The organism is Neobacillus sp. WH10, assembly GCF_030123405.1.
Classification (GTDB): domain Bacteria; phylum Bacillota; class Bacilli; order Bacillales; family Cytobacillaceae; genus Neobacillus.
Window position 1 is genome coordinate 93206 of the sequence record NZ_CP126110.1, and the last position, 26226, is coordinate 119431.

Annotated in this window: 15 protein-coding genes, 9 tRNA genes and 6 rRNA genes; all 30 read left to right on the plus strand. The window is 44.8% G+C overall.

Features of this window, described 5'->3' with window-relative positions; genetic code table 11:
* Positions 1 to 25 precede the first annotated feature (25 nt).
* Positions 26 to 868 carry a dihydropteroate synthase gene (folP, locus tag QNH20_RS00440; protein WP_283921027.1) on the plus strand — a complete coding sequence of 281 codons (843 nt, stop codon included), beginning with the start codon at positions 26 to 28 and terminating at the stop codon, positions 866 to 868.
* Complete coding sequence (gene folB / locus QNH20_RS00445) at positions 861 to 1220, plus strand: dihydroneopterin aldolase (protein ID WP_283921028.1); 360 nt, start codon at positions 861 to 863, stop codon at positions 1218 to 1220. Before folP ends, folB begins: the two co-directional genes overlap by 8 nt.
* A 2-nt stretch (positions 1221 to 1222) precedes the next feature.
* Positions 1223 to 1750, plus strand: a complete 528-nt coding sequence (gene folK / locus QNH20_RS00450) for a 2-amino-4-hydroxy-6-hydroxymethyldihydropteridine diphosphokinase (RefSeq protein ID WP_283921029.1) — start codon at positions 1223 to 1225, stop codon at positions 1748 to 1750.
* On the plus strand, positions 1702 to 1908 hold the full coding sequence (locus QNH20_RS00455; RefSeq protein ID WP_283921030.1) for a helix-turn-helix domain-containing protein: 207 nt from the start codon (positions 1702 to 1704) through the stop codon (positions 1906 to 1908). The genes folK and QNH20_RS00455 overlap by 49 nt, the downstream gene beginning before the upstream one ends.
* 64 nt (positions 1909 to 1972) lie before the next feature.
* A complete protein-coding gene (gene dusB, locus QNH20_RS00460) occupies positions 1973 to 2974 on the plus strand; it encodes a tRNA dihydrouridine synthase DusB (protein WP_283921031.1) in 1002 nt (333 codons plus the stop codon).
* A gap of 204 nt (positions 2975 to 3178) precedes the next feature.
* Positions 3179 to 4660 carry a lysine--tRNA ligase gene (gene lysS, locus QNH20_RS00465; RefSeq protein ID WP_283921032.1) on the plus strand — a complete coding sequence of 494 codons (1482 nt, stop codon included), beginning with the start codon at positions 3179 to 3181 and terminating at the stop codon, positions 4658 to 4660.
* A gap of 346 nt (positions 4661 to 5006) precedes the next feature.
* Positions 5007 to 6556 (plus strand): 16S ribosomal RNA (locus tag QNH20_RS00470).
* A 201-nt stretch (positions 6557 to 6757) separates the two neighbouring features.
* Positions 6758 to 9693: ribosomal RNA gene (locus tag QNH20_RS00475) — 23S ribosomal RNA — on the plus strand.
* A gap of 79 nt (positions 9694 to 9772) precedes the next feature.
* A 5S ribosomal RNA gene (gene rrf, locus QNH20_RS00480) occupies positions 9773 to 9888 on the plus strand.
* A 10-nt stretch (positions 9889 to 9898) separates the two neighbouring features.
* Positions 9899 to 9974 (plus strand) — tRNA-Val (locus tag QNH20_RS00485).
* A gap of 16 nt (positions 9975 to 9990) precedes the next feature.
* Positions 9991 to 10063 (plus strand) — tRNA-Thr (locus tag QNH20_RS00490).
* A gap of 23 nt (positions 10064 to 10086) precedes the next feature.
* Positions 10087 to 10162 (plus strand) — tRNA-Lys (locus QNH20_RS00495).
* A 9-nt stretch (positions 10163 to 10171) separates the two neighbouring features.
* Positions 10172 to 10256, plus strand: a tRNA-Leu gene (locus QNH20_RS00500).
* Between the two features lie 14 nt (positions 10257 to 10270).
* Positions 10271 to 10342: transfer RNA gene (locus tag QNH20_RS00505), tRNA-Gly, on the plus strand.
* A gap of 9 nt (positions 10343 to 10351) precedes the next feature.
* A tRNA-Leu gene (locus tag QNH20_RS00510) sits at positions 10352 to 10440 on the plus strand.
* Between the two features lie 13 nt (positions 10441 to 10453).
* Positions 10454 to 10530, plus strand: a tRNA-Arg gene (locus tag QNH20_RS00515).
* Positions 10531 to 10538: 8 nt separating this feature from the next.
* Positions 10539 to 10615: transfer RNA gene (locus tag QNH20_RS00520), tRNA-Pro, on the plus strand.
* Between the two features lie 18 nt (positions 10616 to 10633).
* Positions 10634 to 10709: transfer RNA gene (locus QNH20_RS00525), tRNA-Ala, on the plus strand.
* A gap of 166 nt (positions 10710 to 10875) precedes the next feature.
* Positions 10876 to 12425 (plus strand): 16S ribosomal RNA (locus tag QNH20_RS00530).
* A gap of 201 nt (positions 12426 to 12626) precedes the next feature.
* Positions 12627 to 15562 (plus strand): 23S ribosomal RNA (locus QNH20_RS00535).
* Positions 15563 to 15641: 79 nt separating this feature from the next.
* Positions 15642 to 15757 (plus strand): 5S ribosomal RNA (gene rrf / locus QNH20_RS00540).
* Together the 16S, 23S and 5S rRNA genes with 9 tRNA genes alongside form the textbook arrangement of a ribosomal RNA operon.
* A gap of 423 nt (positions 15758 to 16180) precedes the next feature.
* Positions 16181 to 16642, plus strand: a complete 462-nt coding sequence (locus tag QNH20_RS00545) for a CtsR family transcriptional regulator (RefSeq protein WP_283921033.1) — start codon at positions 16181 to 16183, stop codon at positions 16640 to 16642.
* A 24-nt stretch (positions 16643 to 16666) separates the two neighbouring features.
* Positions 16667 to 17215: a protein-arginine kinase activator protein McsA gene (gene mcsA, locus QNH20_RS00550; protein WP_283921034.1), complete on the plus strand. Its 549-nt coding sequence runs from the start codon at positions 16667 to 16669 to the stop codon at positions 17213 to 17215.
* A 1-nt stretch (position 17216) separates the two neighbouring features.
* Positions 17217 to 18287 (plus strand): protein-arginine kinase McsB, encoded by a 1071-nt coding sequence (mcsB, locus tag QNH20_RS00555; RefSeq protein WP_283921035.1) that lies wholly within the window; start codon positions 17217 to 17219, stop codon positions 18285 to 18287.
* A gap of 17 nt (positions 18288 to 18304) precedes the next feature.
* A complete protein-coding gene (gene clpC / locus QNH20_RS00560; RefSeq protein WP_283921036.1) occupies positions 18305 to 20746 on the plus strand; it encodes an ATP-dependent protease ATP-binding subunit ClpC in 2442 nt (813 codons plus the stop codon).
* Positions 20747 to 21136: 390 nt separating this feature from the next.
* Complete coding sequence (gene radA / locus QNH20_RS00565) at positions 21137 to 22519, plus strand: DNA repair protein RadA (RefSeq protein WP_283921037.1); 1383 nt, start codon at positions 21137 to 21139, stop codon at positions 22517 to 22519.
* Between the two features lie 3 nt (positions 22520 to 22522).
* Complete coding sequence (gene disA, locus QNH20_RS00570; RefSeq protein WP_283921038.1) at positions 22523 to 23596, plus strand: DNA integrity scanning diadenylate cyclase DisA; 1074 nt, start codon at positions 22523 to 22525, stop codon at positions 23594 to 23596.
* A gap of 298 nt (positions 23597 to 23894) precedes the next feature.
* On the plus strand, positions 23895 to 24983 hold the full coding sequence (locus QNH20_RS00575; protein WP_283921039.1) for a PIN/TRAM domain-containing protein: 1089 nt from the start codon (positions 23895 to 23897) through the stop codon (positions 24981 to 24983).
* Between the two features lie 36 nt (positions 24984 to 25019).
* Positions 25020 to 25712, plus strand: a complete 693-nt coding sequence (gene ispD / locus QNH20_RS00580; RefSeq protein WP_283921040.1) for a 2-C-methyl-D-erythritol 4-phosphate cytidylyltransferase — start codon at positions 25020 to 25022, stop codon at positions 25710 to 25712.
* Positions 25712 to 26188: a 2-C-methyl-D-erythritol 2,4-cyclodiphosphate synthase gene (ispF, locus tag QNH20_RS00585; protein WP_283921041.1), complete on the plus strand. Its 477-nt coding sequence runs from the start codon at positions 25712 to 25714 to the stop codon at positions 26186 to 26188. The genes ispD and ispF overlap by 1 nt, the downstream gene beginning before the upstream one ends.
* The last annotated feature ends 38 nt before the right edge of the window (positions 26189 to 26226 follow it).

The window sequence follows — 26226 nt, forward strand, 5'->3', positions numbered from 1 at the left end:
AAAACGAGCATAGGGGGGATATGGTTTGAAAACAGCTCAAGAACAAATTCAGTGTGGCCCATATACCTTGGACTATACGAAAAAGACAATTGTAATGGGAATTTTAAATGCTACTCCAGATTCCTTTTCGGATGGCGGCAAATTTAATCAAATCGAACGTGCAATTGAACGTGCGATTGACATGGTGGCAAATGGTGCGGATATCATTGATATCGGCGGCGAATCGACACGCCCGGGCTTTGCTGCTGTTTCTGCAGAGGAAGAGCTTGAACGGGTGATTCCGGTGATAAAAGCCATTTCCGAGCATGTAGAAATCCCAATTTCAATTGATACCTATAAAGCAGAGGTGGCGAAGCAGGCCATTGAAGCAGGTGCCCATATCATCAATGATGTATGGGGTGCAAAAGCAGATAAACAAATGGGAAAAATTGCAGCTGAGTACAATGTACCAATCATCTTAATGCATAACCGTCATGACCGAAATTATCAGGTATTCTTTCGGGATGTGATGAATGATCTTTATGAAAGCATCGCCATTGTGAAAAAGGCTGGTGTAAGGGATGAGAATATTATTCTAGACCCGGGCATTGGTTTTGCGAAGGACTTTGAGGAAAATCTTCTCATGATGCAAAGCTTAGATAAGCTGGTAATGGTGGGCTATCCTGTCCTTTTAGGGACATCACGAAAAACGATGATCGGACAAGCATTAAATCTCCCCGTTAATGAAAGAATGGAAGGCACAGGGGCAACCGTTTGCTACGGTATTCAAAAAGGGTGTCAAATCATTCGTATTCACGATGTAAAGGAAATGAGCCGAATGGCAAAAATGATGGATGCGATGATGGGGAAGGGTGTAGTGATTGGATAAAATATATGTCAATCGGATGGAATTTTATGGATACCATGGTGTTTTCCCGGAAGAAACTCGGCTTGGTCAGCGATTTGCTGTTGACTTATCTGTTTCCGTCGATTTAAAAAAAGCCGGCGAAACAGATGAACTAGAATACTCTGTCAATTATGGAGAGCTATACGAAGTATGCAAAGAAATTGTAGAAGGGCAGCCGTATAAGCTAGTAGAGGCTGTTGCGGAAAAAATTGCTGCTACCGTTCTTAAAGAATTCGCTCTTATATCCGATGTTACGGTAAAAGTGATTAAGCCGGATCCGCCGATTCCTGGCCATTACCAGTCTGTTGCAGTAGAAATAACAAGGAGTAGATAAAAGTGGAAAACACAGCATTTATTGCCCTTGGTTCTAATATCGGAAACCGTTATGATAATATAACGAGTGCAATAAAACTTTTAACAAGTCATTCAAATATCAAATTGGTAAATTACTCCTCTATTTATGAAACAGATCCTGTAGGTTATGAGGATCAGGATTTATTTTTAAATATGGTAATTGAGATTCAGACGGTGTTAAGTGCAATGGAGTTACTAGATTTCTGTTTGAAAACGGAATTGGATCTTGGAAGGAAAAGGAAAATCAGATGGGGTCCGCGGACAATAGACATTGACATTCTCACGTTTAACCAAGAAAATATTGAAACAGAGAAGCTTACTGTTCCGCACCCAAGGATGGCAGAGCGGGCGTTTGTCATGGTGCCGCTAATAGAAATAAATCCTAACCATAGAATCCCCGGGGTGGATAAACCTCTTAACTTATTGTTGAATGAACTACCAGATAAAGAAGGAGTCCGGATATGGAAGCGGAAAAATGGGGAAGACGTATTCGAGCCTATCGAAAACTAAAAGGTTATACACAGGAAAGCTTTTCGAAGGAACTAGGTGTATCGGTATCAATTTTAGGAGAGATTGAAAGAGGGAACCGCCTGCCAGCAGGTGATCTGCTTGAAAGAATCACTCATTCTTTGAGAATAAGTATAGATGATTTAGCACCAAAAGAGTAAGAAAAGCGCAGGTGACCGTTTAGCGACATACGATCAGCCGGGTGCTTGAATAGGAGGTAGTTGGATGTTAAAAATTGGCGATATTGAAATAAAGAATCCCGTTGTTTTGGCACCGATGGCCGGTGTCTGTAACTCTGCATTCCGCCTAACCGTAAAAGAGTTTGGTGCAGGTTTAGTTTGCGCCGAGATGGTTAGTGATAAAGGAATTGTTTTTAAAAATGAAAAAACCATGAATATGCTCTATATAGATGAACGAGAGAAACCGTTAAGCTTGCAAATTTTTGGCGGTGAAAGGGAAACGCTTGTTGAAGCGGCTAAATTTGTTGATCAAAATACAAATGCTGATATTATTGATATCAATATGGGCTGCCCTGTACCGAAAATTACAAAATGTGATGCCGGGGCAAAATGGCTTCTAGATCCTAATAAGATCTATGAAATGGTTTCCGCGGTTGTTGCCGAGGTTGAAAAGCCTGTAACGGTAAAAATGCGGATGGGCTGGGATGAAGAGCATATTTTTGCTGTGAAAAATGCCCAAGCCGTTGAGCGTGCAGGTGGAAAAGCGGTTGCTCTTCATGGACGTACCCGTGTGCAAATGTATGAAGGAAAAGCAAACTGGGATATTATCCGAGAGGTAAAGCAATCCGTAAACATTCCCGTTATTGGAAATGGCGATGTTCAAACACCGCAGGATGCCAAAAGAATGCTTGATGAAACCGGTGTTGATGGCGTCATGATTGGCAGAGCTGCTCTAGGGAACCCATGGATGATTTACCGCACGGTGCAATATTTAGAAACAGGGAAGTTAATGGCAGAGCCGTCTGTTCGTGAAAAAATTGATGTATGCATCCTTCACCTTGACCGTTTGATTGCATTGAAAAATGAGGACATCGCTGTCCGTGAGATGCGTAAGCATGCTGCTTGGTATTTAAAAGGGGTACGCGGTAATGCGAGAGTTCGAAATGCTATTAATGAGTGCAATACAAGAGAACATCTTGTAACATTATTAAATGATTTGGTAATAGAGACAGAAGAAAAGGAACAAAACCAAGCAATTGTTGGCTAAGTTTGACTTTCAAAGGCCTATTTCCTATAATATTATTGATTACTAAAGAAAGCTGCCAGTGCAATAACTGGCAGTTTTTATTCTATATAAAAACATTTTTGATGTCTGAATTCACAAGTTTGTGTAAAATAATGTAGTATGTAAAAAAATCGGCGAGTATTCTTTTAGTTTTACATAAAAAAGAAAGAAATGGAGTTGAATAGCATGAGTCAGGAAGAATTAAATGACCAATTATTGGTCAGACGCGAAAAAATGAACACCATGCGTGAAAATGGTTTAGATCCATTTGGTAAGCGTTTTGACCGTTCTCACTACAGTATGGATTTACTACAATATCGAGAATTGGAAAATGAAGAGCTTGAAGATAATAATATAACGGTTAGTCTAGCTGGACGGATCATGACAAAGCGTGGGAAAGGAAAAGCCGGCTTTGCCCACATCCAAGATATAAAGGGACAAATTCAAATTTACGTCAGGCAGGATGCAATTGGGGAAGAACAGTATCAAATTTTTAATTCAGTTGACCTAGGGGATATTATTGGAGTAACGGGAAGAGTATTTAAAACTAAAACAGGTGAACTTTCGGTAAAAGTTCAGGACTTTACCTTTTTATCAAAAGCCCTTCGCCCATTACCGGATAAATTCCACGGACTTAAGGATGTTGAGCAGCGGTACCGCCAACGTTATTTGGATTTAATTATGAGCCAAGAAAGTAAACAGACCTTTATAGATCGCAGCCGGATTATTCAATCAATGCGTCGCTATCTAGATAGCCAAGGATATTTGGAAGTAGAAACCCCAATGATGCATTCGATTGCAGGCGGTGCATCTGCACGCCCGTTCATAACCCATCATAACGCTCTTGATATGGAATTATACATGCGAATTGCCATCGAACTTCATTTGAAGCGGCTAATTGTCGGCGGTCTCGAAAAGGTTTATGAAATTGGCCGAGTATTTAGAAATGAGGGTGTATCTACCCGTCATAATCCAGAATTTACAATGATTGAGCTTTATGAAGCATATGCGGATTATCGCGATATCATGAGCCTTACAGAAAATTTGATTGCTCATATCGCTCAAGAAGTATTAGGAACGACAACGATTCAATACGGTGAATACGAAGTCGACCTTAAACCTGAGTGGAAAAGACTTCATATGGTCGATGCCATCAAAGAATATACAGGTGCAGACTTCTGGAGGGAAATGAGTGTTGAGGAAGCGCGTGAGCTTGCAAAAGAACACGGAATAGAAATTAATAACAATATGCTTTATGGTCATATCGTTAACGAATTCTTCGAGCAAAAGGTTGAGGAAAAATTGATTCAGCCTACATTTATTTATGGGCACCCAGTAGAGATTTCTCCGCTTGCGAAGAAAAATGACGAGGACCCAAGATTCACCGATCGTTTTGAGTTATTTATTGTAGCTCGGGAGCATGCAAATGCCTTTACGGAGCTTAACGATCCAATTGATCAGAGAGAGCGTTTTGAAGCGCAGCTGAAAGAGCGTGAGCAAGGGAATGATGAAGCCCATATGATGGATGAGGACTTCATTGAAGCATTAGAGTATGGTATGCCTCCAACAGGCGGATTGGGAATCGGAATTGACCGTATAGTCATGCTATTAACGAATTCTCCATCAATTCGTGACGTACTATTATTCCCATTAATGCGCCATCGTTAATAGTTTAAAAAAGTGCCGGTGTTGCTGGCACTTTTTTTATATTCAAGAAAGAAATATTCGAATATTTCTATTTTGATTAAATCGCAAAAAAAGAATAAAAAGCTATTGCACCTTGCTTAGAATGGTGGTATATTAATATCTGTTGCTGCGAGACAGTAACTGATTAAAAAAAGAAATAAAAAAAGTTGTTGACTTTAGGTTGATAACTTGGTAAGATTATAAAGTCGCTTTCGAGCGATAGTGAGACTTGATCTTTGAAAACTAAACAAACAAGAACGTCAACAAACAATAATATTAGTTTCTTATCGAAACTAAGCCAACGTTTTATTTTATGAGCTAATCAACTTTCTTGGAGAGTTTGATCCTGGCTCAGGACGAACGCTGGCGGCGTGCCTAATACATGCAAGTCGAGCGAATCAATAGGAGCTTGCTCCTGTTGGTTAGCGGCGGACGGGTGAGTAACACGTGGGCAACCTGCCTGTAAGACTGGGATAACTTCGGGAAACCGGAGCTAATACCGGATAATCCTTTTCCTCACATGAGGAAAAGCTGAAAGTCGGTTTCGGCTGACACTTACAGATGGGCCCGCGGCGCATTAGCTAGTTGGTGAGGTAACGGCTCACCAAGGCGACGATGCGTAGCCGACCTGAGAGGGTGATCGGCCACACTGGGACTGAGACACGGCCCAGACTCCTACGGGAGGCAGCAGTAGGGAATCTTCCACAATGGACGAAAGTCTGATGGAGCAACGCCGCGTGAGCGATGAAGGCCTTCGGGTCGTAAAGCTCTGTTGTTAGGGAAGAACAAGTACCGGAGTAACTGCCGGTACCTTGACGGTACCTAACCAGAAAGCCACGGCTAACTACGTGCCAGCAGCCGCGGTAATACGTAGGTGGCAAGCGTTGTCCGGAATTATTGGGCGTAAAGCGCGCGCAGGCGGTCCTTTAAGTCTGATGTGAAAGCCCACGGCTCAACCGTGGAGGGTCATTGGAAACTGGGGGACTTGAGTGCAGAAGAGGAAAGCGGAATTCCACGTGTAGCGGTGAAATGCGTAGAGATGTGGAGGAACACCAGTGGCGAAGGCGGCTTTCTGGTCTGTAACTGACGCTGAGGCGCGAAAGCGTGGGGAGCAAACAGGATTAGATACCCTGGTAGTCCACGCCGTAAACGATGAGTGCTAAGTGTTAGAGGGTTTCCGCCCTTTAGTGCTGCAGCTAACGCATTAAGCACTCCGCCTGGGGAGTACGGCCGCAAGGCTGAAACTCAAAGGAATTGACGGGGGCCCGCACAAGCGGTGGAGCATGTGGTTTAATTCGAAGCAACGCGAAGAACCTTACCAGGTCTTGACATCCTCTGACAATCCTAGAGATAGGACGTTCCCCTTCGGGGGACAGAGTGACAGGTGGTGCATGGTTGTCGTCAGCTCGTGTCGTGAGATGTTGGGTTAAGTCCCGCAACGAGCGCAACCCTTGATCTTAGTTGCCAGCATTCAGTTGGGCACTCTAAGGTGACTGCCGGTGACAAACCGGAGGAAGGTGGGGATGACGTCAAATCATCATGCCCCTTATGACCTGGGCTACACACGTGCTACAATGGATGGTACAAAGGGCTGCGAAACCGCAAGGTCTAGCCAATCCCATAAAACCATTCTCAGTTCGGATTGTAGGCTGCAACTCGCCTACATGAAGCCGGAATCGCTAGTAATCGCGGATCAGCATGCCGCGGTGAATACGTTCCCGGGCCTTGTACACACCGCCCGTCACACCACGAGAGTTTGTAACACCCGAAGTCGGTGGGGTAACCGTAAGGAGCCAGCCGCCTAAGGTGGGACAGATGATTGGGGTGAAGTCGTAACAAGGTAGCCGTATCGGAAGGTGCGGCTGGATCACCTCCTTTCTAAGGATATAAGCTGGACATATGAGCCAGACAAAAATAGTTTGTTTGATTGTTTTCTGTTTGTTTAGTTTTGAGGGAGCAATTCTCTCGAAACTTTTTTGTTCCTTGAAAACTAGATAATCGTAAGAAGAAGCAAAGTAAACATCGAGTAATCGCCATTTTAGTTTTCTCTCTATTTTTAATAGAGAAATAAACCTTTTAGGTTAAGTTAGAAAGGGCGCACGGTGAATGCCTTGGCACTAGGAGCCGATGAAGGACGGGACTAACACCGATATGCTTCGGGGAGCTGTAAGTAAGCTTTGATCCGGAGATTTCCGAATGGGGGAACCCACTGTTCGTAATGGAACAGTATCTTTACCTGAATACATAGGGTATTGAAGGCATACCCGGGGAACTGAAACATCTAAGTACCCGGAGGAAGAGAAAGCAAACGCGATTCCCTGAGTAGCGGCGAGCGAAACGGGACATAGCCCAAACCAAGAGGCTTGCCTCTTGGGGTTGTAGGACACTCTACATGGAGTTACAAAGGAACGGGGTAAATGAAGCGACCTGGAAAGGTCCGTCATAGAAGGTAAAAGCCCTGTAGTTGAAACTTCGTTCCCTCCTGAGTGGATCCTGAGTACGGCCGGACACGTGAAATCCGGTCGGAAGCAGGGAGGACCATCTCCCAAGGCTAAATACTCCCTAGTGACCGATAGTGAACCAGTACCGTGAGGGAAAGGTGAAAAGCACCCCGGAAGGGGAGTGAAATAGTTCCTGAAACCGTGTGCCTACAAGTAGTTAGAGCCCGTTTATGGGTGATAGCGTGCCTTTTGTAGAATGAACCGGCGAGTTACGATTACATGCAAGGTTAAGTTGAAGAGACGGAGCCGCAGCGAAAGCGAGTCTGAATAGGGCGAATGAGTATGTGGTCGTAGACCCGAAACCAGGTGATCTACCCATGTCCAGGGTGAAGTCCAGGTAACACTGGATGGAGGCCCGAACCCACGCACGTTGAAAAGTGCGGGGATGAGGTGTGGGTAGCGGAGAAATTCCAATCGAACTTGGAGATAGCTGGTTCTCTCCGAAATAGCTTTAGGGCTAGCCTCACGTAGTTAGAGTCTTGGAGGTAGAGCACTGTTTGGACTAGGGGCCCTCATCGGGTTACCGAATTCAGACAAACTCCGAATGCCAAAGACTTATCCGTGGGAGTCAGACTGCGAGTGATAAGATCCGTAGTCAAAAGGGAAACAGCCCAGACCACCAGCTAAGGTCCCAAAGTATACGTTAAGTGGAAAAGGATGTGGAGTTGCTTAGACAACCAGGATGTTGGCTTAGAAGCAGCCACCATTTAAAGAGTGCGTAATAGCTCACTGGTCGAGTGACTCTGCGCCGAAAATGTACCGGGGCTAAACGTATCACCGAAGCTGTGGATTGACACCGTAGGTGTCAGTGGTAGGAGAGCGTTCTAAGGGCGTTGAAGCTAGACCGTAAGGACTGGTGGAGCGCTTAGAAGTGAGAATGCCGGTATGAGTAGCGAAAGATGAGTGAGAATCTCATCCACCGTATGCCTAAGGTTTCCTGAGGAAGGCTCGTCCGCTCAGGGTTAGTCGGGACCTAAGCCGAGGCCGAAAGGCGTAGGCGATGGACAACAGGTTGATATTCCTGTACCACCTCTTTATCGTTTGAGTGATGGGGGGACGCAGGAGGATAGGGTAAGCGCGCTGTTGGATATGCGCGTCTAAGCAGTTAGGCTGGTAAGTAGGAAAATCCGCTTACCATAAAGGCTGAGCTGTGACAGCGAGGGAAATATAGTACCGAAGTTCCTGATTCCACACTGCCAAGAAAAGCCTCTAGCGAGATAAAAGGTGCCCGTACCGCAAACCGACACAGGTAGGCGAGGAGAGAATCCTAAGGTGAGCGAGAGAACTCTCGTTAAGGAACTCGGCAAAATGACCCCGTAACTTCGGGAGAAGGGGTGCTCTTTGGGGTTCATAGCCTCGAAGAGCCGCAGTGAATAGGCCCAGGCGACTGTTTAGCAAAAACACAGGTCTCTGCGAAGCCGCAAGGCGAAGTATAGGGGCTGACGCCTGCCCGGTGCTGGAAGGTTAAGAGGAGGGGTTAGCGCAAGCGAAGCTCTGAATCGAAGCCCCAGTAAACGGCGGCCGTAACTATAACGGTCCTAAGGTAGCGAAATTCCTTGTCGGGTAAGTTCCGACCCGCACGAAAGGCGTAACGATCTGGGCACTGTCTCAACGAGAGACTCGGTGAAATTATAGTACCTGTGAAGATGCAGGTTACCCGCGACAGGACGGAAAGACCCCGTGGAGCTTTACTGTAGCCTGATATTGAATTTTGGTACAGCTTGTACAGGATAGGTAGGAGCCGTAGAAACCGGAGCGCTAGCTTCGGTGGAGGCGTCGGTGGGATACTACCCTGGCTGTATTGAAATTCTAACCCGCACCCCTAATCGGGGTGGGAGACAGTGTCAGGTGGGCAGTTTGACTGGGGCGGTCGCCTCCTAAAGAGTAACGGAGGCGCCCAAAGGTTCCCTCAGAATGGTTGGAAATCATTCGTAGAGTGTAAAGGCACAAGGGAGCTTGACTGCGAGACCTACAAGTCGAGCAGGGACGAAAGTCGGGCTTAGTGATCCGGTGGTTCCGCATGGAAGGGCCATCGCTCAACGGATAAAAGCTACCCCGGGGATAACAGGCTTATCTCCCCCAAGAGTCCACATCGACGGGGAGGTTTGGCACCTCGATGTCGGCTCATCGCATCCTGGGGCTGTAGTCGGTCCCAAGGGTTGGGCTGTTCGCCCATTAAAGCGGTACGCGAGCTGGGTTCAGAACGTCGTGAGACAGTTCGGTCCCTATCCGTCGTGGGCGCAGGAAATTTGAGAGGAGCTGTCCTTAGTACGAGAGGACCGGGATGGACGCACCGCTGGTGTACCAGTTGTCTTGCCAAAGGCATCGCTGGGTAGCTATGTGCGGACGGGATAAGTGCTGAAAGCATCTAAGCATGAAGCCCCCCTCAAGATGAGATTTCCCATAGCGTCAAGCTAGTAAGATCCCTGAAAGATGATCAGGTTGATAGGTCAGAGGTGGAAGCATGGCGACATGTGGAGCTGACTGATACTAATCGATCGAGGACTTAACCAAGTTTTAAAGCGAACTCGTTTTTACAACACTTCTTCTGCATTATCTAGTTTTGAGGGAATGAAACCTCAAACAAAAATAGTCTGGCAATAATGGCGAGAAGGTCACACCCGTTCCCATACCGAACACGGAAGTTAAGCTTCTCAGCGCCGATGGTAGTTGGGACTTTGTCCCTGTGAGAGTAGGACGTTGCCAGGCTGTTATATATGGAGGATTAGCTCAGCTGGGAGAGCATCTGCCTTACAAGCAGAGGGTCGGCGGTTCGATCCCGTCATCCTCCACCATAATATTATTAACAATGCCGGGGTAGCTCAATTGGTAGAGCAACTGACTTGTAATCAGTAGGTTGGGGGTTCAAGTCCTCTCGCCGGCACCTTTTCTTTTTTAGTTTTGTACGAGCCATTAGCTCAGTTGGTAGAGCATCTGACTTTTAATCAGAGGGTCGAAGGTTCGAGTCCTTCATGGCTCACCATTTAAATATGCGGGTGTGGCGGAATTGGCAGACGCACCAGACTTAGGATCTGGCGCCGCAAGGCGTGGGGGTTCGACTCCCTTCACCCGCACCATTTAATTTTTATATGCGGAAGTAGTTCAGTGGTAGAACACCACCTTGCCAAGGTGGGGGTCGCGGGTTCGAATCCCGTCTTCCGCTCTCTTTTAAGCCGGGGTGGCGGAACTGGCAGACGCACAGGACTTAAAATCCTGCGGTAGGTGACTACCGTACCGGTTCGATTCCGGTCCTCGGCACCATTTATTGAATTATGCGCCCGTAGCTCAATTGGATAGAGCGTCTGACTACGGATCAGAAGGTTATGGGTTCGACTCCTTTCGGGCGCGCCATTAATTTACGGGAAGTAGCTCAGCTTGGTAGAGCACTTGGTTTGGGACCAAGGGGTCGCAGGTTCGAATCCTGTCTTCCCGACCATTCATCTTATATTTTTATGGGGCCTTAGCTCAGCTGGGAGAGCGCCTGCTTTGCACGCAGGAGGTCAGCGGTTCGATCCCGCTAGGCTCCACCAATAAAAGTTTTTAATGTGTTGACAAAGAAAATTTAATATGTTAATATATTAAAAGTCTTGAAAATAATTGTTCTTTGAAAACTAAACAGACAAAAACGTCAACAAACAATAATATTAGTTTCTTATCGAAACTAAGCCAACGTTTTATTTTATGAGCTAATCAACTTTCTTGGAGAGTTTGATCCTGGCTCAGGACGAACGCTGGCGGCGTGCCTAATACATGCAAGTCGAGCGAATCAATAGGAGCTTGCTCCTGTTGGTTAGCGGCGGACGGGTGAGTAACACGTGGGCAACCTGCCTGTAAGACTGGGATAACTTCGGGAAACCGGAGCTAATACCGGATAATCCTTTTCCTCACATGAGGAAAAGCTGAAAGTCGGTTTCGGCTGACACTTACAGATGGGCCCGCGGCGCATTAGCTAGTTGGTGAGGTAACGGCTCACCAAGGCGACGATGCGTAGCCGACCTGAGAGGGTGATCGGCCACACTGGGACTGAGACACGGCCCAGACTCCTACGGGAGGCAGCAGTAGGGAATCTTCCACAATGGACGAAAGTCTGATGGAGCAACGCCGCGTGAGCGATGAAGGCCTTCGGGTCGTAAAGCTCTGTTGTTAGGGAAGAACAAGTACCGGAGTAACTGCCGGTACCTTGACGGTACCTAACCAGAAAGCCACGGCTAACTACGTGCCAGCAGCCGCGGTAATACGTAGGTGGCAAGCGTTGTCCGGAATTATTGGGCGTAAAGCGCGCGCAGGCGGTCCTTTAAGTCTGATGTGAAAGCCCACGGCTCAACCGTGGAGGGTCATTGGAAACTGGGGGACTTGAGTGCAGAAGAGGAAAGCGGAATTCCACGTGTAGCGGTGAAATGCGTAGAGATGTGGAGGAACACCAGTGGCGAAGGCGGCTTTCTGGTCTGTAACTGACGCTGAGGCGCGAAAGCGTGGGGAGCAAACAGGATTAGATACCCTGGTAGTCCACGCCGTAAACGATGAGTGCTAAGTGTTAGAGGGTTTCCGCCCTTTAGTGCTGCAGCTAACGCATTAAGCACTCCGCCTGGGGAGTACGGCCGCAAGGCTGAAACTCAAAGGAATTGACGGGGGCCCGCACAAGCGGTGGAGCATGTGGTTTAATTCGAAGCAACGCGAAGAACCTTACCAGGTCTTGACATCCTCTGACAATCCTAGAGATAGGACGTTCCCCTTCGGGGGACAGAGTGACAGGTGGTGCATGGTTGTCGTCAGCTCGTGTCGTGAGATGTTGGGTTAAGTCCCGCAACGAGCGCAACCCTTGATCTTAGTTGCCAGCATTCAGTTGGGCACTCTAAGGTGACTGCCGGTGACAAACCGGAGGAAGGTGGGGATGACGTCAAATCATCATGCCCCTTATGACCTGGGCTACACACGTGCTACAATGGATGGTACAAAGGGCTGCGAAACCGCAAGGTCTAGCCAATCCCATAAAACCATTCTCAGTTCGGATTGTAGGCTGCAACTCGCCTACATGAAGCCGGAATCGCTAGTAATCGCGGATCAGCATGCCGCGGTGAATACGTTCCCGGGCCTTGTACACACCGCCCGTCACACCACGAGAGTTTGTAACACCCGAAGTCGGTGGGGTAACCGTAAGGAGCCAGCCGCCTAAGGTGGGACAGATGATTGGGGTGAAGTCGTAACAAGGTAGCCGTATCGGAAGGTGCGGCTGGATCACCTCCTTTCTAAGGATATAAGCTGGACATATGAGCCAGACAAAAATAGTTTGTTTGATTGTTTTCTGTTTGTTTAGTTTTGAGGGAGCAATTCTCTCGAAACTTTTTTGTTCCTTGAAAACTAGATAATCGTAAGAAGAAGCAAAGTAAACATCGAGTAATCGCCATTTTAGTTTTCTCTCTATTTTTAATAGAGAAATAAACCTTTTAGGTTAAGTTAGAAAGGGCGCACGGTGAATGCCTTGGCACTAGGAGCCGATGAAGGACGGGACTAACACCGATATGCTTCGGGGAGCTGTAAGTAAGCTTTGATCCGGAGATTTCCGAATGGGGGAACCCACTGTTCGTAATGGAACAGTATCTTTACCTGAATACATAGGGTATTGAAGGCATACCCGGGGAACTGAAACATCTAAGTACCCGGAGGAAGAGAAAGCAAACGCGATTCCCTGAGTAGCGGCGAGCGAAACGGGACATAGCCCAAACCAAGAGGCTTGCCTCTTGGGGTTGTAGGACACTCTACATGGAGTTACAAAGGAACGGGGTAAATGAAGCGACCTGGAAAGGTCCGTCATAGAAGGTAAAAGCCCTGTAGTTGAAACTTCGTTCCCTCCTGAGTGGATCCTGAGTACGGCCGGACACGTGAAATCCGGTCGGAAGCAGGGAGGACCATCTCCCAAGGCTAAATACTCCCTAGTGACCGATAGTGAACCAGTACCGTGAGGGAAAGGTGAAAAGCACCCCGGAAGGGGAGTGAAATAGTTCCTGAAACCGTGTGCCTACAAGTAGTTAGAGCCCGTTTATGGGTGATAGCGTGCCTTTTGTAGAATGAACCGGCGAGTTACGATTACATGCAAGGTTAAGTTGAAGAGACGGAGCCGCAGCGAAAGCGAGTCTGAATAGGGCGAATGAGTATGTGGTCGTAGACCCGAAACCAGGTGATCTACCCATGTCCAGGGTGAAGTCCAGGTAACACTGGATGGAGGCCCGAACCCACGCACGTTGAAAAGTGCGGGGATGAGGTGTGGGTAGCGGAGAAATTCCAATCGAACTTGGAGATAGCTGGTTCTCTCCGAAATAGCTTTAGGGCTAGCCTCACGTAGTTAGAGTCTTGGAGGTAGAGCACTGTTTGGACTAGGGGCCCTCATCGGGTTACCGAATTCAGACAAACTCCGAATGCCAAAGACTTATCCGTGGGAGTCAGACTGCGAGTGATAAGATCCGTAGTCAAAAGGGAAACAGCCCAGACCACCAGCTAAGGTCCCAAAGTATACGTTAAGTGGAAAAGGATGTGGAGTTGCTTAGACAACCAGGATGTTGGCTTAGAAGCAGCCACCATTTAAAGAGTGCGTAATAGCTCACTGGTCGAGTGACTCTGCGCCGAAAATGTACCGGGGCTAAACGTATCACCGAAGCTGTGGATTGACACCGTAGGTGTCAGTGGTAGGAGAGCGTTCTAAGGGCGTTGAAGCTAGACCGTAAGGACTGGTGGAGCGCTTAGAAGTGAGAATGCCGGTATGAGTAGCGAAAGATGAGTGAGAATCTCATCCACCGTATGCCTAAGGTTTCCTGAGGAAGGCTCGTCCGCTCAGGGTTAGTCGGGACCTAAGCCGAGGCCGAAAGGCGTAGGCGATGGACAACAGGTTGATATTCCTGTACCACCTCTTTATCGTTTGAGTGATGGGGGGACGCAGGAGGATAGGGTAAGCGCGCTGTTGGATATGCGCGTCTAAGCAGTTAGGCTGGTAAGTAGGAAAATCCGCTTACCATAAAGGCTGAGCTGTGACAGCGAGGGAAATATAGTACCGAAGTTCCTGATTCCACACTGCCAAGAAAAGCCTCTAGCGAGATAAAAGGTGCCCGTACCGCAAACCGACACAGGTAGGCGAGGAGAGAATCCTAAGGTGAGCGAGAGAACTCTCGTTAAGGAACTCGGCAAAATGACCCCGTAACTTCGGGAGAAGGGGTGCTCTTTGGGGTTCATAGCCTCGAAGAGCCGCAGTGAATAGGCCCAGGCGACTGTTTAGCAAAAACACAGGTCTCTGCGAAGCCGCAAGGCGAAGTATAGGGGCTGACGCCTGCCCGGTGCTGGAAGGTTAAGAGGAGGGGTTAGCGCAAGCGAAGCTCTGAATCGAAGCCCCAGTAAACGGCGGCCGTAACTATAACGGTCCTAAGGTAGCGAAATTCCTTGTCGGGTAAGTTCCGACCCGCACGAAAGGCGTAACGATCTGGGCACTGTCTCAACGAGAGACTCGGTGAAATTATAGTACCTGTGAAGATGCAGGTTACCCGCGACAGGACGGAAAGACCCCGTGGAGCTTTACTGTAGCCTGATATTGAATTTTGGTACAGCTTGTACAGGATAGGTAGGAGCCGTAGAAACCGGAGCGCTAGCTTCGGTGGAGGCGTCGGTGGGATACTACCCTGGCTGTATTGAAATTCTAACCCGCACCCCTAATCGGGGTGGGAGACAGTGTCAGGTGGGCAGTTTGACTGGGGCGGTCGCCTCCTAAAGAGTAACGGAGGCGCCCAAAGGTTCCCTCAGAATGGTTGGAAATCATTCGTAGAGTGTAAAGGCACAAGGGAGCTTGACTGCGAGACCTACAAGTCGAGCAGGGACGAAAGTCGGGCTTAGTGATCCGGTGGTTCCGCATGGAAGGGCCATCGCTCAACGGATAAAAGCTACCCCGGGGATAACAGGCTTATCTCCCCCAAGAGTCCACATCGACGGGGAGGTTTGGCACCTCGATGTCGGCTCATCGCATCCTGGGGCTGTAGTCGGTCCCAAGGGTTGGGCTGTTCGCCCATTAAAGCGGTACGCGAGCTGGGTTCAGAACGTCGTGAGACAGTTCGGTCCCTATCCGTCGTGGGCGCAGGAAATTTGAGAGGAGCTGTCCTTAGTACGAGAGGACCGGGATGGACGCACCGCTGGTGTACCAGTTGTCTTGCCAAAGGCATCGCTGGGTAGCTATGTGCGGACGGGATAAGTGCTGAAAGCATCTAAGCATGAAGCCCCCCTCAAGATGAGATTTCCCATAGCGTCAAGCTAGTAAGATCCCTGAAAGATGATCAGGTTGATAGGTCAGAGGTGGAAGCATGGCGACATGTGGAGCTGACTGATACTAATCGATCGAGGACTTAACCAAGTTTTAAAGCGAACTCGTTTTTACAACACTTCTTCTGCATTATCTAGTTTTGAGGGAATGAAACCTCAAACAAAAATAGTCTGGCAATAATGGCGAGAAGGTCACACCCGTTCCCATACCGAACACGGAAGTTAAGCTTCTCAGCGCCGATGGTAGTTGGGACTTTGTCCCTGTGAGAGTAGGACGTTGCCAGGCAAATGAAAGACAACCTGTATTGGGTTGTCTTTTTTTGTGCCAATAAATGAAAGTGGGAAATAAAAATGGAAAAGTGGACAGTAAATGATTAAAACCGGAAAGTAGAATCAGAAAAGAGAAAAGTAAATCAACTAAACTGGAAAGTAAAACCCTTTAGGAAGAAATTTTTTGGAATTCTTTCAAAGGAAATATAAAAAAGTAAAAAAGTTACCTTCTTATTCAGGCGAATGCCTGAATTTTTTACTTTATGCTTTCAAATTTTAATGACTGATAAAATATTTAGTAGTTTTTTACCATTATTCATAGGTTTTCAATTCGAGAAATTTGGAAAAAATCAGTAGTAGTGAATCGTTGCATCTACAAAAAAAATTCAGTATAATCAAAGTCAAATATAGTCAAAGTCAGATGATGGGGGGTGGGAAGATGAGAAACATCTCCGATATTATTGAAAAATATTTAAAGCAGGTTTTGGAAATGAGTGAAGAGGATCTTGTTGAAATTAAGCGGAGTGAAATTGCTGATAAGTTTCAATGTGTTCCTTCACAAATCAATTATGTTATAAATACTCGTTTTACGATTGAAAGAGGATATATTGTTGAGAGTAAACGGGGCGGCGGTGGATATATTCGGATTATGAAGGTTCAATCCCACGATTTTGCCCATTTAATTGATCATTTGCTTTCACTTATTCAAAATCGGATTAGCCAAACAAGTGCCGAGGATGTCATTGTAAGACTTGTTCAGGAGGAGATCATTACCAAACGAGAGGCGAAAATTATGTTAAGTGTAATCGACCGATCTGTATTATATATTGATCTTCCATTCCGAGATGAATTAAGAGCAAGAATGCTAAAAGCAATGTTAACATCTTTAAAATATAAATAAATGCGCAGCCGGAGAGGTGAAAATATGATTTGCCAAGAATGCAATCAAAGGCCTGCAGCACTTCATTTTACAAAAATCATTAATGGTGAAAAAACAGAAGTGCATCTTTGTGAGAAATGTGCTCAGGAAAAAGGTGAAATGTTTATCTTTAATGGAGAGTCGGGTTTTGCCTTTAATACTCTTTTAGCAGGTTTATTAAATATCGACCCATCCTTTCAAAAGCCTAGCCAAAGCCCGTTTCAACAAGAGGATATCCTGCAATGTCAGCACTGCTCGATGACATTTCCACAGTTCTTAAAGATTGGACGCTTTGGATGTGCTCATTGCTATGAGACGTTTAAAGATCAGCTAAAGCCTGTTTTAGGTCGTCTTCATAGTGGGAACTGGACACATAACGGTAAAATACCAAAAAGAATTGGCGGCGGGATTCATCTCCGAAAACAGATTGAAGAGCTGAAAAGCCATCTAAGGGAGTCTATTTCCCATGAAGAGTTTGAGAAAGCAGCGGAGATTCGCGATGAAATACGTGCCTTAGAGAAAAAATTAGCTGAAAGCGAAGAGGGAGGGGAATAACGTGTCACTTGAACGTTTTCTGAGGTCTGCCGTCAGCTCTTGGATGAGTGAGGAGGGACCTGATTCGGATATTGTTCTTAGTTCCCGAATCCGTTTGGCACGAAACTTTGAAGACTATAAATTTCCTACTGTTTTTTCACATGAAGAAGCCAAAATGATTATTGTAAATATGGAAGATATTTTAAGAAAATCAGCTGTTCAAAAATTTGGGCATATTGAATTGTTGAAAATTGATGAAATGCAGCCTCTTCAGAAAAGGGTTTTAGTAGAAAAGCATTTGATCAGCCCGAAACTGGCTGAGGATTCACCACATGGTGCCGTTCTATTAACCGAAAATGAAGAAGTTAGTATTATGATTAATGAAGAGGACCATATTCGGATTCAATGCTTGTTTCCAGGTTTACAATTATCTGAAGCATTGGATGCCGCAAATGAGATAGATGATTGGCTTGAAAGTAATATTCAATATGCTTTTGACGAAAAACATGGTTATTTAACAAGCTGTCCGACTAATGTTGGAACAGGTCTCCGCGCTTCCGTAATGATGCATTTGCCAGGGTTAATCTTAACACAGCAAATTAATCGAATCATTCCTGCTATTCACCAATTAGGGCTTGTTGTAAGAGGGATTTATGGTGAGGGAAGTGAGGCACTGGGGAATATTTTTCAAATCTCCAATCAAATAACCCTTGGAAAATCGGAAGAGGATATCTGTCTTGATTTAAAAGGGGTCGTAAGCCAGTTAATCTCACAAGAAAGGTCAGCCCGTGAAGCATTACGAAAAACTTCGAACATACAATTAGAAGACAGGGTGTACCGTTCATTAGGAGTATTATCTAATAGCCGAATTATTGAATCGAAGGAAGCAGCACGTTGTTTATCGGATGTTCGGCTTGGAATCGATATGGGCTTTATCGAAAATATGCCTAAGACCATTTTAAATGAATTAATGATATTAACCCAGCCGGGCTTTCTTCAGCAATATGCCGGCGGTCCATTGCGGCCGCATGAAAGGGATATTAGAAGAGCGGCATTAATTAGGGACCGAATAAAAATGGAGAATGAAAAATAGGTGAGGAGGAAGAGAATATGATGTTTGGACGTTTTACCGAAAGAGCACAGAAGGTTCTTGCTTTGGCACAAGAGGAAGCTATTCGCCTTGGACATAACAATATTGGGACTGAGCATATTTTATTAGGTTTAGTTCGAGAGGGTGAAGGAATTGCAGCAAAAGCACTGTATGGACTTGGTTTAGGTTCTGATAAAATCCAAAAAGAAGTGGAAAATTTAATTGGCAAAGGACAAGAAAATTCTCAAACGATTCACTATACTCCTAGAGCTAAAAAGGTTATTGAATTATCAATGGATGAGGCACGAAAATTAGGACATTCCTATGTTGGAACAGAGCATATTCTCCTTGGTTTAATCCGTGAAGGAGAAGGGGTTGCAGCCCGTGTACTTAATAATCTTGGTGTCAGCTTAAACAAGGCAAGACAGCAGGTTCTGCAATTATTAGGAAGCAATGAATCCGGCGGCCATCAGGGAGGGGCATCAGTAAGTGCGAATACACCAACACTCGATAGCCTTGCAAGAGATTTAACGTCGATTGCAAGGGAAGGCAGCCTAGACCCTGTGATTGGGCGCAGTAAAGAAATTCAGCGTGTCATCGAGGTGCTAAGCCGCCGTACCAAAAATAATCCAGTGTTAATCGGTGAGCCTGGTGTTGGTAAAACAGCGATTGCCGAAGGGCTTGCCCAGCAAATTGTGAACAATGAAGTGCCAGAGATTCTCCGAGATAAGCGTGTGATGACTCTTGATATGGGAACTGTTGTTGCCGGAACAAAGTATCGTGGTGAATTTGAGGATCGCTTGAAAAAGGTAATGGATGAAATTCGCCAGGCAGGAAATATCATTTTATTCATTGATGAGCTGCACACATTAATTGGTGCCGGCGGAGCAGAAGGTGCTATCGATGCCTCCAATATCTTAAAACCATCGCTTGCCCGAGGAGAGCTTCAATGTATTGGGGCAACGACTCTTGATGAATATCGAAAATATATTGAAAAAGATGCAGCACTAGAACGACGATTCCAGCCGATTCGCGTCGATGAACCAACGGCTGAAGAATCCATTCAAATTTTAGAAGGCTTGCGCGACCGCTACGAGGCTCACCATCGTGTTTCCATTACTGATGAAGCCATTCAAGCAGCGGTTAAGCTTTCAGACCGTTATATTTCAGACCGGTTCCTTCCAGATAAAGCAATTGATTTAATCGATGAAGCAGGGTCAAAAGTACGACTTCGCTCATATACAACCCCTCCTAATTTAAAAGAATTAGAGGTAAAGCTTGAGGAAGTGCGTAAAGAAAAGGATGCAGCCGTACAAAGTCAGGAATTTGAAAAAGCTGCTTCATTAAGGGATACGGAACAGCGTCTTCGCGAGCAACTTGAAGAAACGAAGAAAACGTGGAAAGAGAAGCAAGGCAAGGAAAACAATGAAGTAACAGTTGAAGATATCGCAAGTGTGGTATCTAGCTGGACTGGAGTTCCTGTCTCCAAGCTTGCTGAAACTGAAACAACTAAGTTACTTAATTTAGAAGAAGTGCTTCATTCTCGTATTATCGGCCAGGAAGAAGCCGTCAAAGCTGTTTCAAAGGCGGTTCGCCGTGCAAGGGCAGGGCTAAAAGATCCAAAACGCCCAATTGGTTCCTTTGTCTTCCTTGGACCAACAGGAGTGGGAAAAACAGAATTAGCACGTGCCCTTGCAGAAGCCATGTTTGGTGATGAAGATGCGATGATCCGCATCGATATGTCTGAATATATGGAGAAGCACTCTACATCCAGACTAGTTGGCTCGCCTCCAGGATATGTCGGCTATGAGGAAGGCGGACAATTAACGGAAAAAGTCCGGAGAAAACCATACTCTGTTATTTTGCTGGATGAAATTGAAAAAGCACATCCGGATGTATTTAATATTCTGCTTCAAGTACTTGAAGATGGCCGCTTAACAGACTCAAAGGGCAGAACAGTTGATTTTCGAAATACTGTTTTGATTATGACATCCAATGTCGGTGCAGAGGCACTAAAACGAAACAAATATGTTGGCTTTAATATTCAAGATGGTGAGCAGGATTACAAGGATATGAAGGGAAAAGTGATGGAGGAATTAAAAAAGGCCTTCCGTCCGGAATTTTTGAATCGTATCGATGAAATCATTGTATTCCATGCGTTAGAGAGAAAGCATCTTAATGAAATCGTCACATTGCTTTCTGACCAGTTAATCAAGCGCTTGAAAGAGCAAAATATTTCACTAGAATTAACAGAAGCAGCAAAGGAGAAAATTTCTCAAGAAGGTTATGATCCTGAATATGGGGCAAGACCACTTAGACGGGCCATACAAAAGCATATTGAAGACCGACTCTCTGAAGAATTATTAAAAGGAACATTATTAACAGGACAACATGCTATAATTGATGTGAATAATGGAGAATTTATTGTGAGAATGGCTGAAAAAACAAGCTTAGTAAAATAGACTTGTTTAGTTCATTAAAAATATGTTAGTCGCTTAACAACAAGCAAGAGGTACACGTGAATAAAGTCAACCCGTGTACCTCTTTTTTCATATTGAGAAGGAATAATAAATTTTGGACTTTGAGAATTGTCCAGCTTAAGGCGCCATCGGCTCGAGGTCACAAGCCAAGCCGTCCAAAAGGGTAAAGAGCAACCTTTCAGCCGGCTGGTCTTGTGCTTTTCGTCGATTTACGGGCGCCTTGCGCTTTTCTTAGCTAATAGGAAAGTATAAATTTTTCAAATTTATACTTTCCTAACGCATAAGTGCAACTACGCCTCTGTCTTCGCCCTTAGGGGCTCGACAATCGGCGAGTTTTCTTTATTTTAGGTTAGCAAGTGAGGTAGGAGTCAGATGGCAAAACGAAAAACAAAGTTTATGTGTCAGGAGTGCGGGTATGAATCTCCAAAGTGGATGGGGAAGTGCCCAGGCTGTGGACAATGGAATAAGATGATTGAGGAAGTAGAAGTAACAGGTTCAACGAGAAGAGGGGCTTTTGCTCATTCTCAAAGTGGATCCAATTTATTAACCAAACCAATGCCCATTAATTCGATTGAAATGGAAAATGAACCAAGAATCCTTACCGACTTAAAAGAGCTAAATCGGGTGCTTGGCGGCGGTGTCGTTAAGGGATCGTTAGTATTAATTGGCGGAGACCCTGGGATTGGTAAGTCTACTCTTCTCCTGCAGGTATCTTCACAGCTTGCGGGTAAAGGGAATCAGGTTTTATACATATCTGGTGAAGAGTCATTAAGGCAGACAAAGCTTCGTGCGGAACGATTAGGGATTGCCACAGAAAATCTATTAGTATATGCAGAAACGAATTTGGAAGAAATTAATCGAACCATTGATAGCACGAATCCTAGCTTCGTGATTATTGATTCTATCCAAACAATTTTCCATCCGGATGTGACATCAGCACCGGGCAGTGTATCACAAGTCCGCGAATGCACCTCTGAATTAATGAGGATTGGTAAAACAAAAGGAATTGCTATTTTTATTGTTGGCCACGTAACAAAAGAGGGATCCATAGCAGGTCCAAGGCTGTTAGAGCACATGGTGGATACAGTCCTTTATTTTGAAGGGGAAAGACATCATACATACCGAATTTTAAGGGCTGTTAAAAACCGCTTTGGTTCTACAAATGAAATGGGTATTTTTGAAATGAAGGAATTTGGCCTCGAGGAAGTGGAAAACCCGTCAGAAATCTTTCTCGAAGAACGGTCACGGGGAGCAGCAGGCTCGACGGTAGTAGCATCAATGGAAGGAACCCGTCCGGTTCTCGTTGAAATACAAGCGTTAATTTCGCCAACGAGCTTTGGGAATCCAAGAAGAATGGCGACAGGAATTGACCATAACCGTGTGCCGCTTTTAATGGCAGTCCTAGAAAAGCGGGTAGGGATGCTTCTAGCGAACCAAGATGCTTATTTAAAAGTAGCAGGAGGGGTGAAATTAGATGAACCTGCTATTGACTTAGCTGTAGCCGTAAGTATTGCTTCTAGTTTCAGGGATAGACCTACAAGGCCCACAGATTGTATCATTGGCGAAGTTGGATTAACAGGTGAAGTAAGAAGGGTGTCACGAATTGAGCAGAGGGTCCAAGAAGCTGCAAAACTGGGCTTTGAGCGCGTGATATTACCAGCTAATAATTTGAGCGGTTGGACAGGACCAACAGGTGTTCAGCTCATTGGTGTCTCGTCAGTTAGCGAGGCACTTGAAGCAGCGTTGGGAGGGTAATAGATGGAGAATAAAAAGCTTGGTGAACAATCTGTCCGTGATGTTTTACAGTTTATTGCCCCCGGAGCACCGATTCGTGAGGGGATTGATAATGTCCTTCGGGCTAATACTGGGGGACTCATTGTCGTTGGCTATAATGAAAAGGTAAAAAGCATCGTCGATGGCGGATTCGAAATCAATTGTTCTTTTTCGCCAAGCTTTTTATATGAACTGGCAAAAATGGATGGGGCCATCATATTGAATGAAATAGGCAATAAGATTCTTTTTGCTAATGCTCAGCTCGCACCTAACCCAGAAATACCATCTTCGGAAACGGGGATGCGGCATCGTACAGCTGAACGAGTAGCCAAACAAACAAAAGCCCTAGTGATCGCCATTTCACAAAGAAGAAATGTGATTACCTTGTATCAAGGGAATTTTCGCTATGCATTAAAAGACATTGCCGTCATTTTGACAAAAGCAAATCAAGCCATTCAGACCCTTGAGAAGTATAAAGTCGTCCTCGAGCAAAGCATAACGAATTTAAGTATTTTAGAGTTCGAGGAATCCGTAACCTATAACGACTTTTTACTTGTCCTTCATCGTTTTGAAATGGTCCTAAAAATTAAAAATGAACTATTAACCTTTTTACATGAATTGGGGACAGAAGGCCGTCTCATTCGCTTGCAAATGAATGAAATTTTATCAGAATTAGAAGAAGAGACGATGTTGATCATTAAAGATTATGCGTTCGAACGGGATATCAAAGCCCGGGAAGTTCTGCAGCGAATGCAGGCGATGACTGCGAACGGGACGATTGAGGATATGGCTTTATTAAAATTATTGGGCTATCTTGGCTATGTTCACCTTGATGAATTTAAACATCCACGAGGCTATAGGATCCTTCATAAGATTCCAAGGCTCCCGTCTGTTATCATTGAAAACTTAATCAGTTCTTTTGGTGAGCTGTCAAATATTATCTCAGCCACAGTTGAGCAACTGGATGATGTAGAGGGAATTGGCGAAGTTCGTGCGAAAAAAATTAAAGAAGGCTTTAAGTTAATTAAAGAACGGCTATATACCGACCGTCATCTATAAGGTAAAACTAACAATCGGGCAATTGATCCCCTTTATTCTTATTAGTTCCATCTAAGTTTTAATGTAGGTCTCCCTGTCCGTTAAAGCTTAGATAAAAGCATTGAAAAAACTAATCACATGTGATAAAACAGGCAATTTCAATTTGTTTGACACAGAATTTTTCCAGTGCTACCCTATGAGGAGTAAGTTTTTAACATAACAGATCTATTTCAATTTGTTTACAATTTAGAAAAATAATCACCAAATCGAGGTTTCAATTTTAGGAATATGTTTATAATGAATTAGAGGAGGTGAAGGAATGTTAAAACGAATTGTGCAAGCATGCTTCCTCATTTTAGGTGGTACGCTTGGAATACTGTTATTACCGGAACTATTTATATTAATTCATATGAATGACATTCCACTTATTAATAACCCATATGTTACTGCTATTTTAGGTGCTATTATTTTTTATCTTATTACCTTTTGGGCGGTAGATTATGTCTTTAATTTCATTAAATGGGCTGAAGATTCATTAGTAAAAATTCCTGTAACGGATGTGCTTTTTGGTAGTGTTGGCTTAATTTTTGGTTTGATTGTTGCCTTTTTAATTGGTTTTGCACTTAATGCCGTGCAAGTGCCGATTCTAAATGCTGTTGTACCTATCTTGCTGACACTTTTGTTTGGCTATCTTGGCTTTCAGGTTGGCTTTAAAAAGAGGGATGAGCTATTAAGTCTGTTTGGTAATCGCGGTAACAAGAAGAAGTCTATGGATGAAGAAGCCGAAAAGGCAACTGGAAAGGCTTTAAAAATATTAGATACGAGCGTTATTATTGATGGCCGTGTCGCCGATATTTGCCAGACGGGATTTTTAGAAGGTACGATTGTCATCCCGCAGTTTGTTCTTGAGGAATTACAGCATATTGCGGATTCTTCCGATGTGTTGAAACGAAATCGCGGCCGCAGAGGCTTGGACATATTAAATCGGATTCAAAAAGAACTCTCCATCAAAGTAGAAATATATGAGGGTGATTTTGAAGAAATTAGTGAAGTAGACTCAAAGCTTGTGAAGCTGGCGAAATTAACGAATGGTATCCTCGTAACGAATGATTTTAACTTAAATAAAGTGTGTGAACTGCAGAATGTCTCTGTATTAAACATCAATGATTTAGCAAACGCTGTGAAGCCGGTTGTCCTTCCTGGGGAAGAGTTAACGGTTCAAGTAATTAAGGATGGCAAAGAGCATCATCAGGGTGTTGCTTATTTAGATGATGGAACGATGATCGTTGTCGAGGAAGGAAGAGAATATATCGGCAAGAGGATTGAGGTTCTTGTTACGAGTGTTCTTCAGACATCTGCCGGTCGAATGATTTTTGCAAAACCAAAATTATTAGAAAAAGCGCTGTAGCTGGACATAGACAGATAGACAGATTGGGGTTTTTTTATGACTTACCAAGTCATTCTCCCGGCAGCTGGCCAGGGGAAAAGAATGCGAGCGGGGAAAAATAAACTATTATTAGAGCTTAATGAAATGCCAGTTCTGATCCATACATTAAAGGTATTTGAGGGGGATGAAGCCTGCACGGGCATTATTTTAGCAACACACCCTCAGGATGAGGAAGAATTTAGGGCATTGCTTAAAAAGTATCTCATAACGAAAGTAATAAATTTAGTGCCAGGTGGCGAAGAACGCCAGCATAGCATTTATAATGCTCTAAAAACAATAGAAACCAATGGAATTATTCTTGTTCATGATGCAGCTCGTCCTTTTATTCGCAAGGGACATATCCACCGTTTAACAGAAACAGCAGAAGAAACTGGTGCTGCTATTATTGGGGTGCCAGCAAAAGACACCATGAAAAGGGTACAAGATGGTGCAGTAGTGGAAACTGTCGAACGTTCAAGCTTGTGGGCTGTTCAAACCCCGCAAGCTTTTCGCATTTCCTTACTGAAGGAAGCATATGAAAAAGCAGAAAGGGATTACTTTCTTGGAACGGATGATTCCAGTTTAGTGGAGCGGCTGAATGTTCCTGTAACAATCGTAGAAGGTGACTACGACAATATCAAACTGACAACACCTGAAGATTTATACTTTGCTGAAGCAATTTTGAAAAAGAGAGAGAAGGAGTTTTGCTGATGTTTCGAATTGGGCAGGGTTTTGATGTTCACCAACTAACAGAAGGGCGTCCGCTTATTATTGGCGGAATTACGATCCCTTACGAAAAAGGCCTTTTGGGCCATTCTGATGCAGATGTATTATTACATACCGTCTCTGATGCTTGTCTTGGTGCGATTGGGGAAGGCGATATCGGCAAACATTTCCCGGATACCGATCCGAATTTTAAAGATGCTGATTCCGCGAAGCTGATGGAGCATGTTTGGAAGCTGGTAAAAGAGAAGGGGTACGAGCTTGTCAATGCCGATTGCACCATCATTGCGCAAAAGCCTAAAATGGCACCTTATATTGAGCAAATGCGCGTTCGAATTGCGGAATTACTAGAGGCAGCACCGGAACAAATTAATGTAAAAGCGACAACGACCGAAAAGCTCGGCTTCACCGGCAGAGGGGAAGGCATTACCTCACAGGCAGTAGTTTTATTAAAAAAGAAATGATAAAATAACTAGTTGAAACTATATAAATTATCCATGGA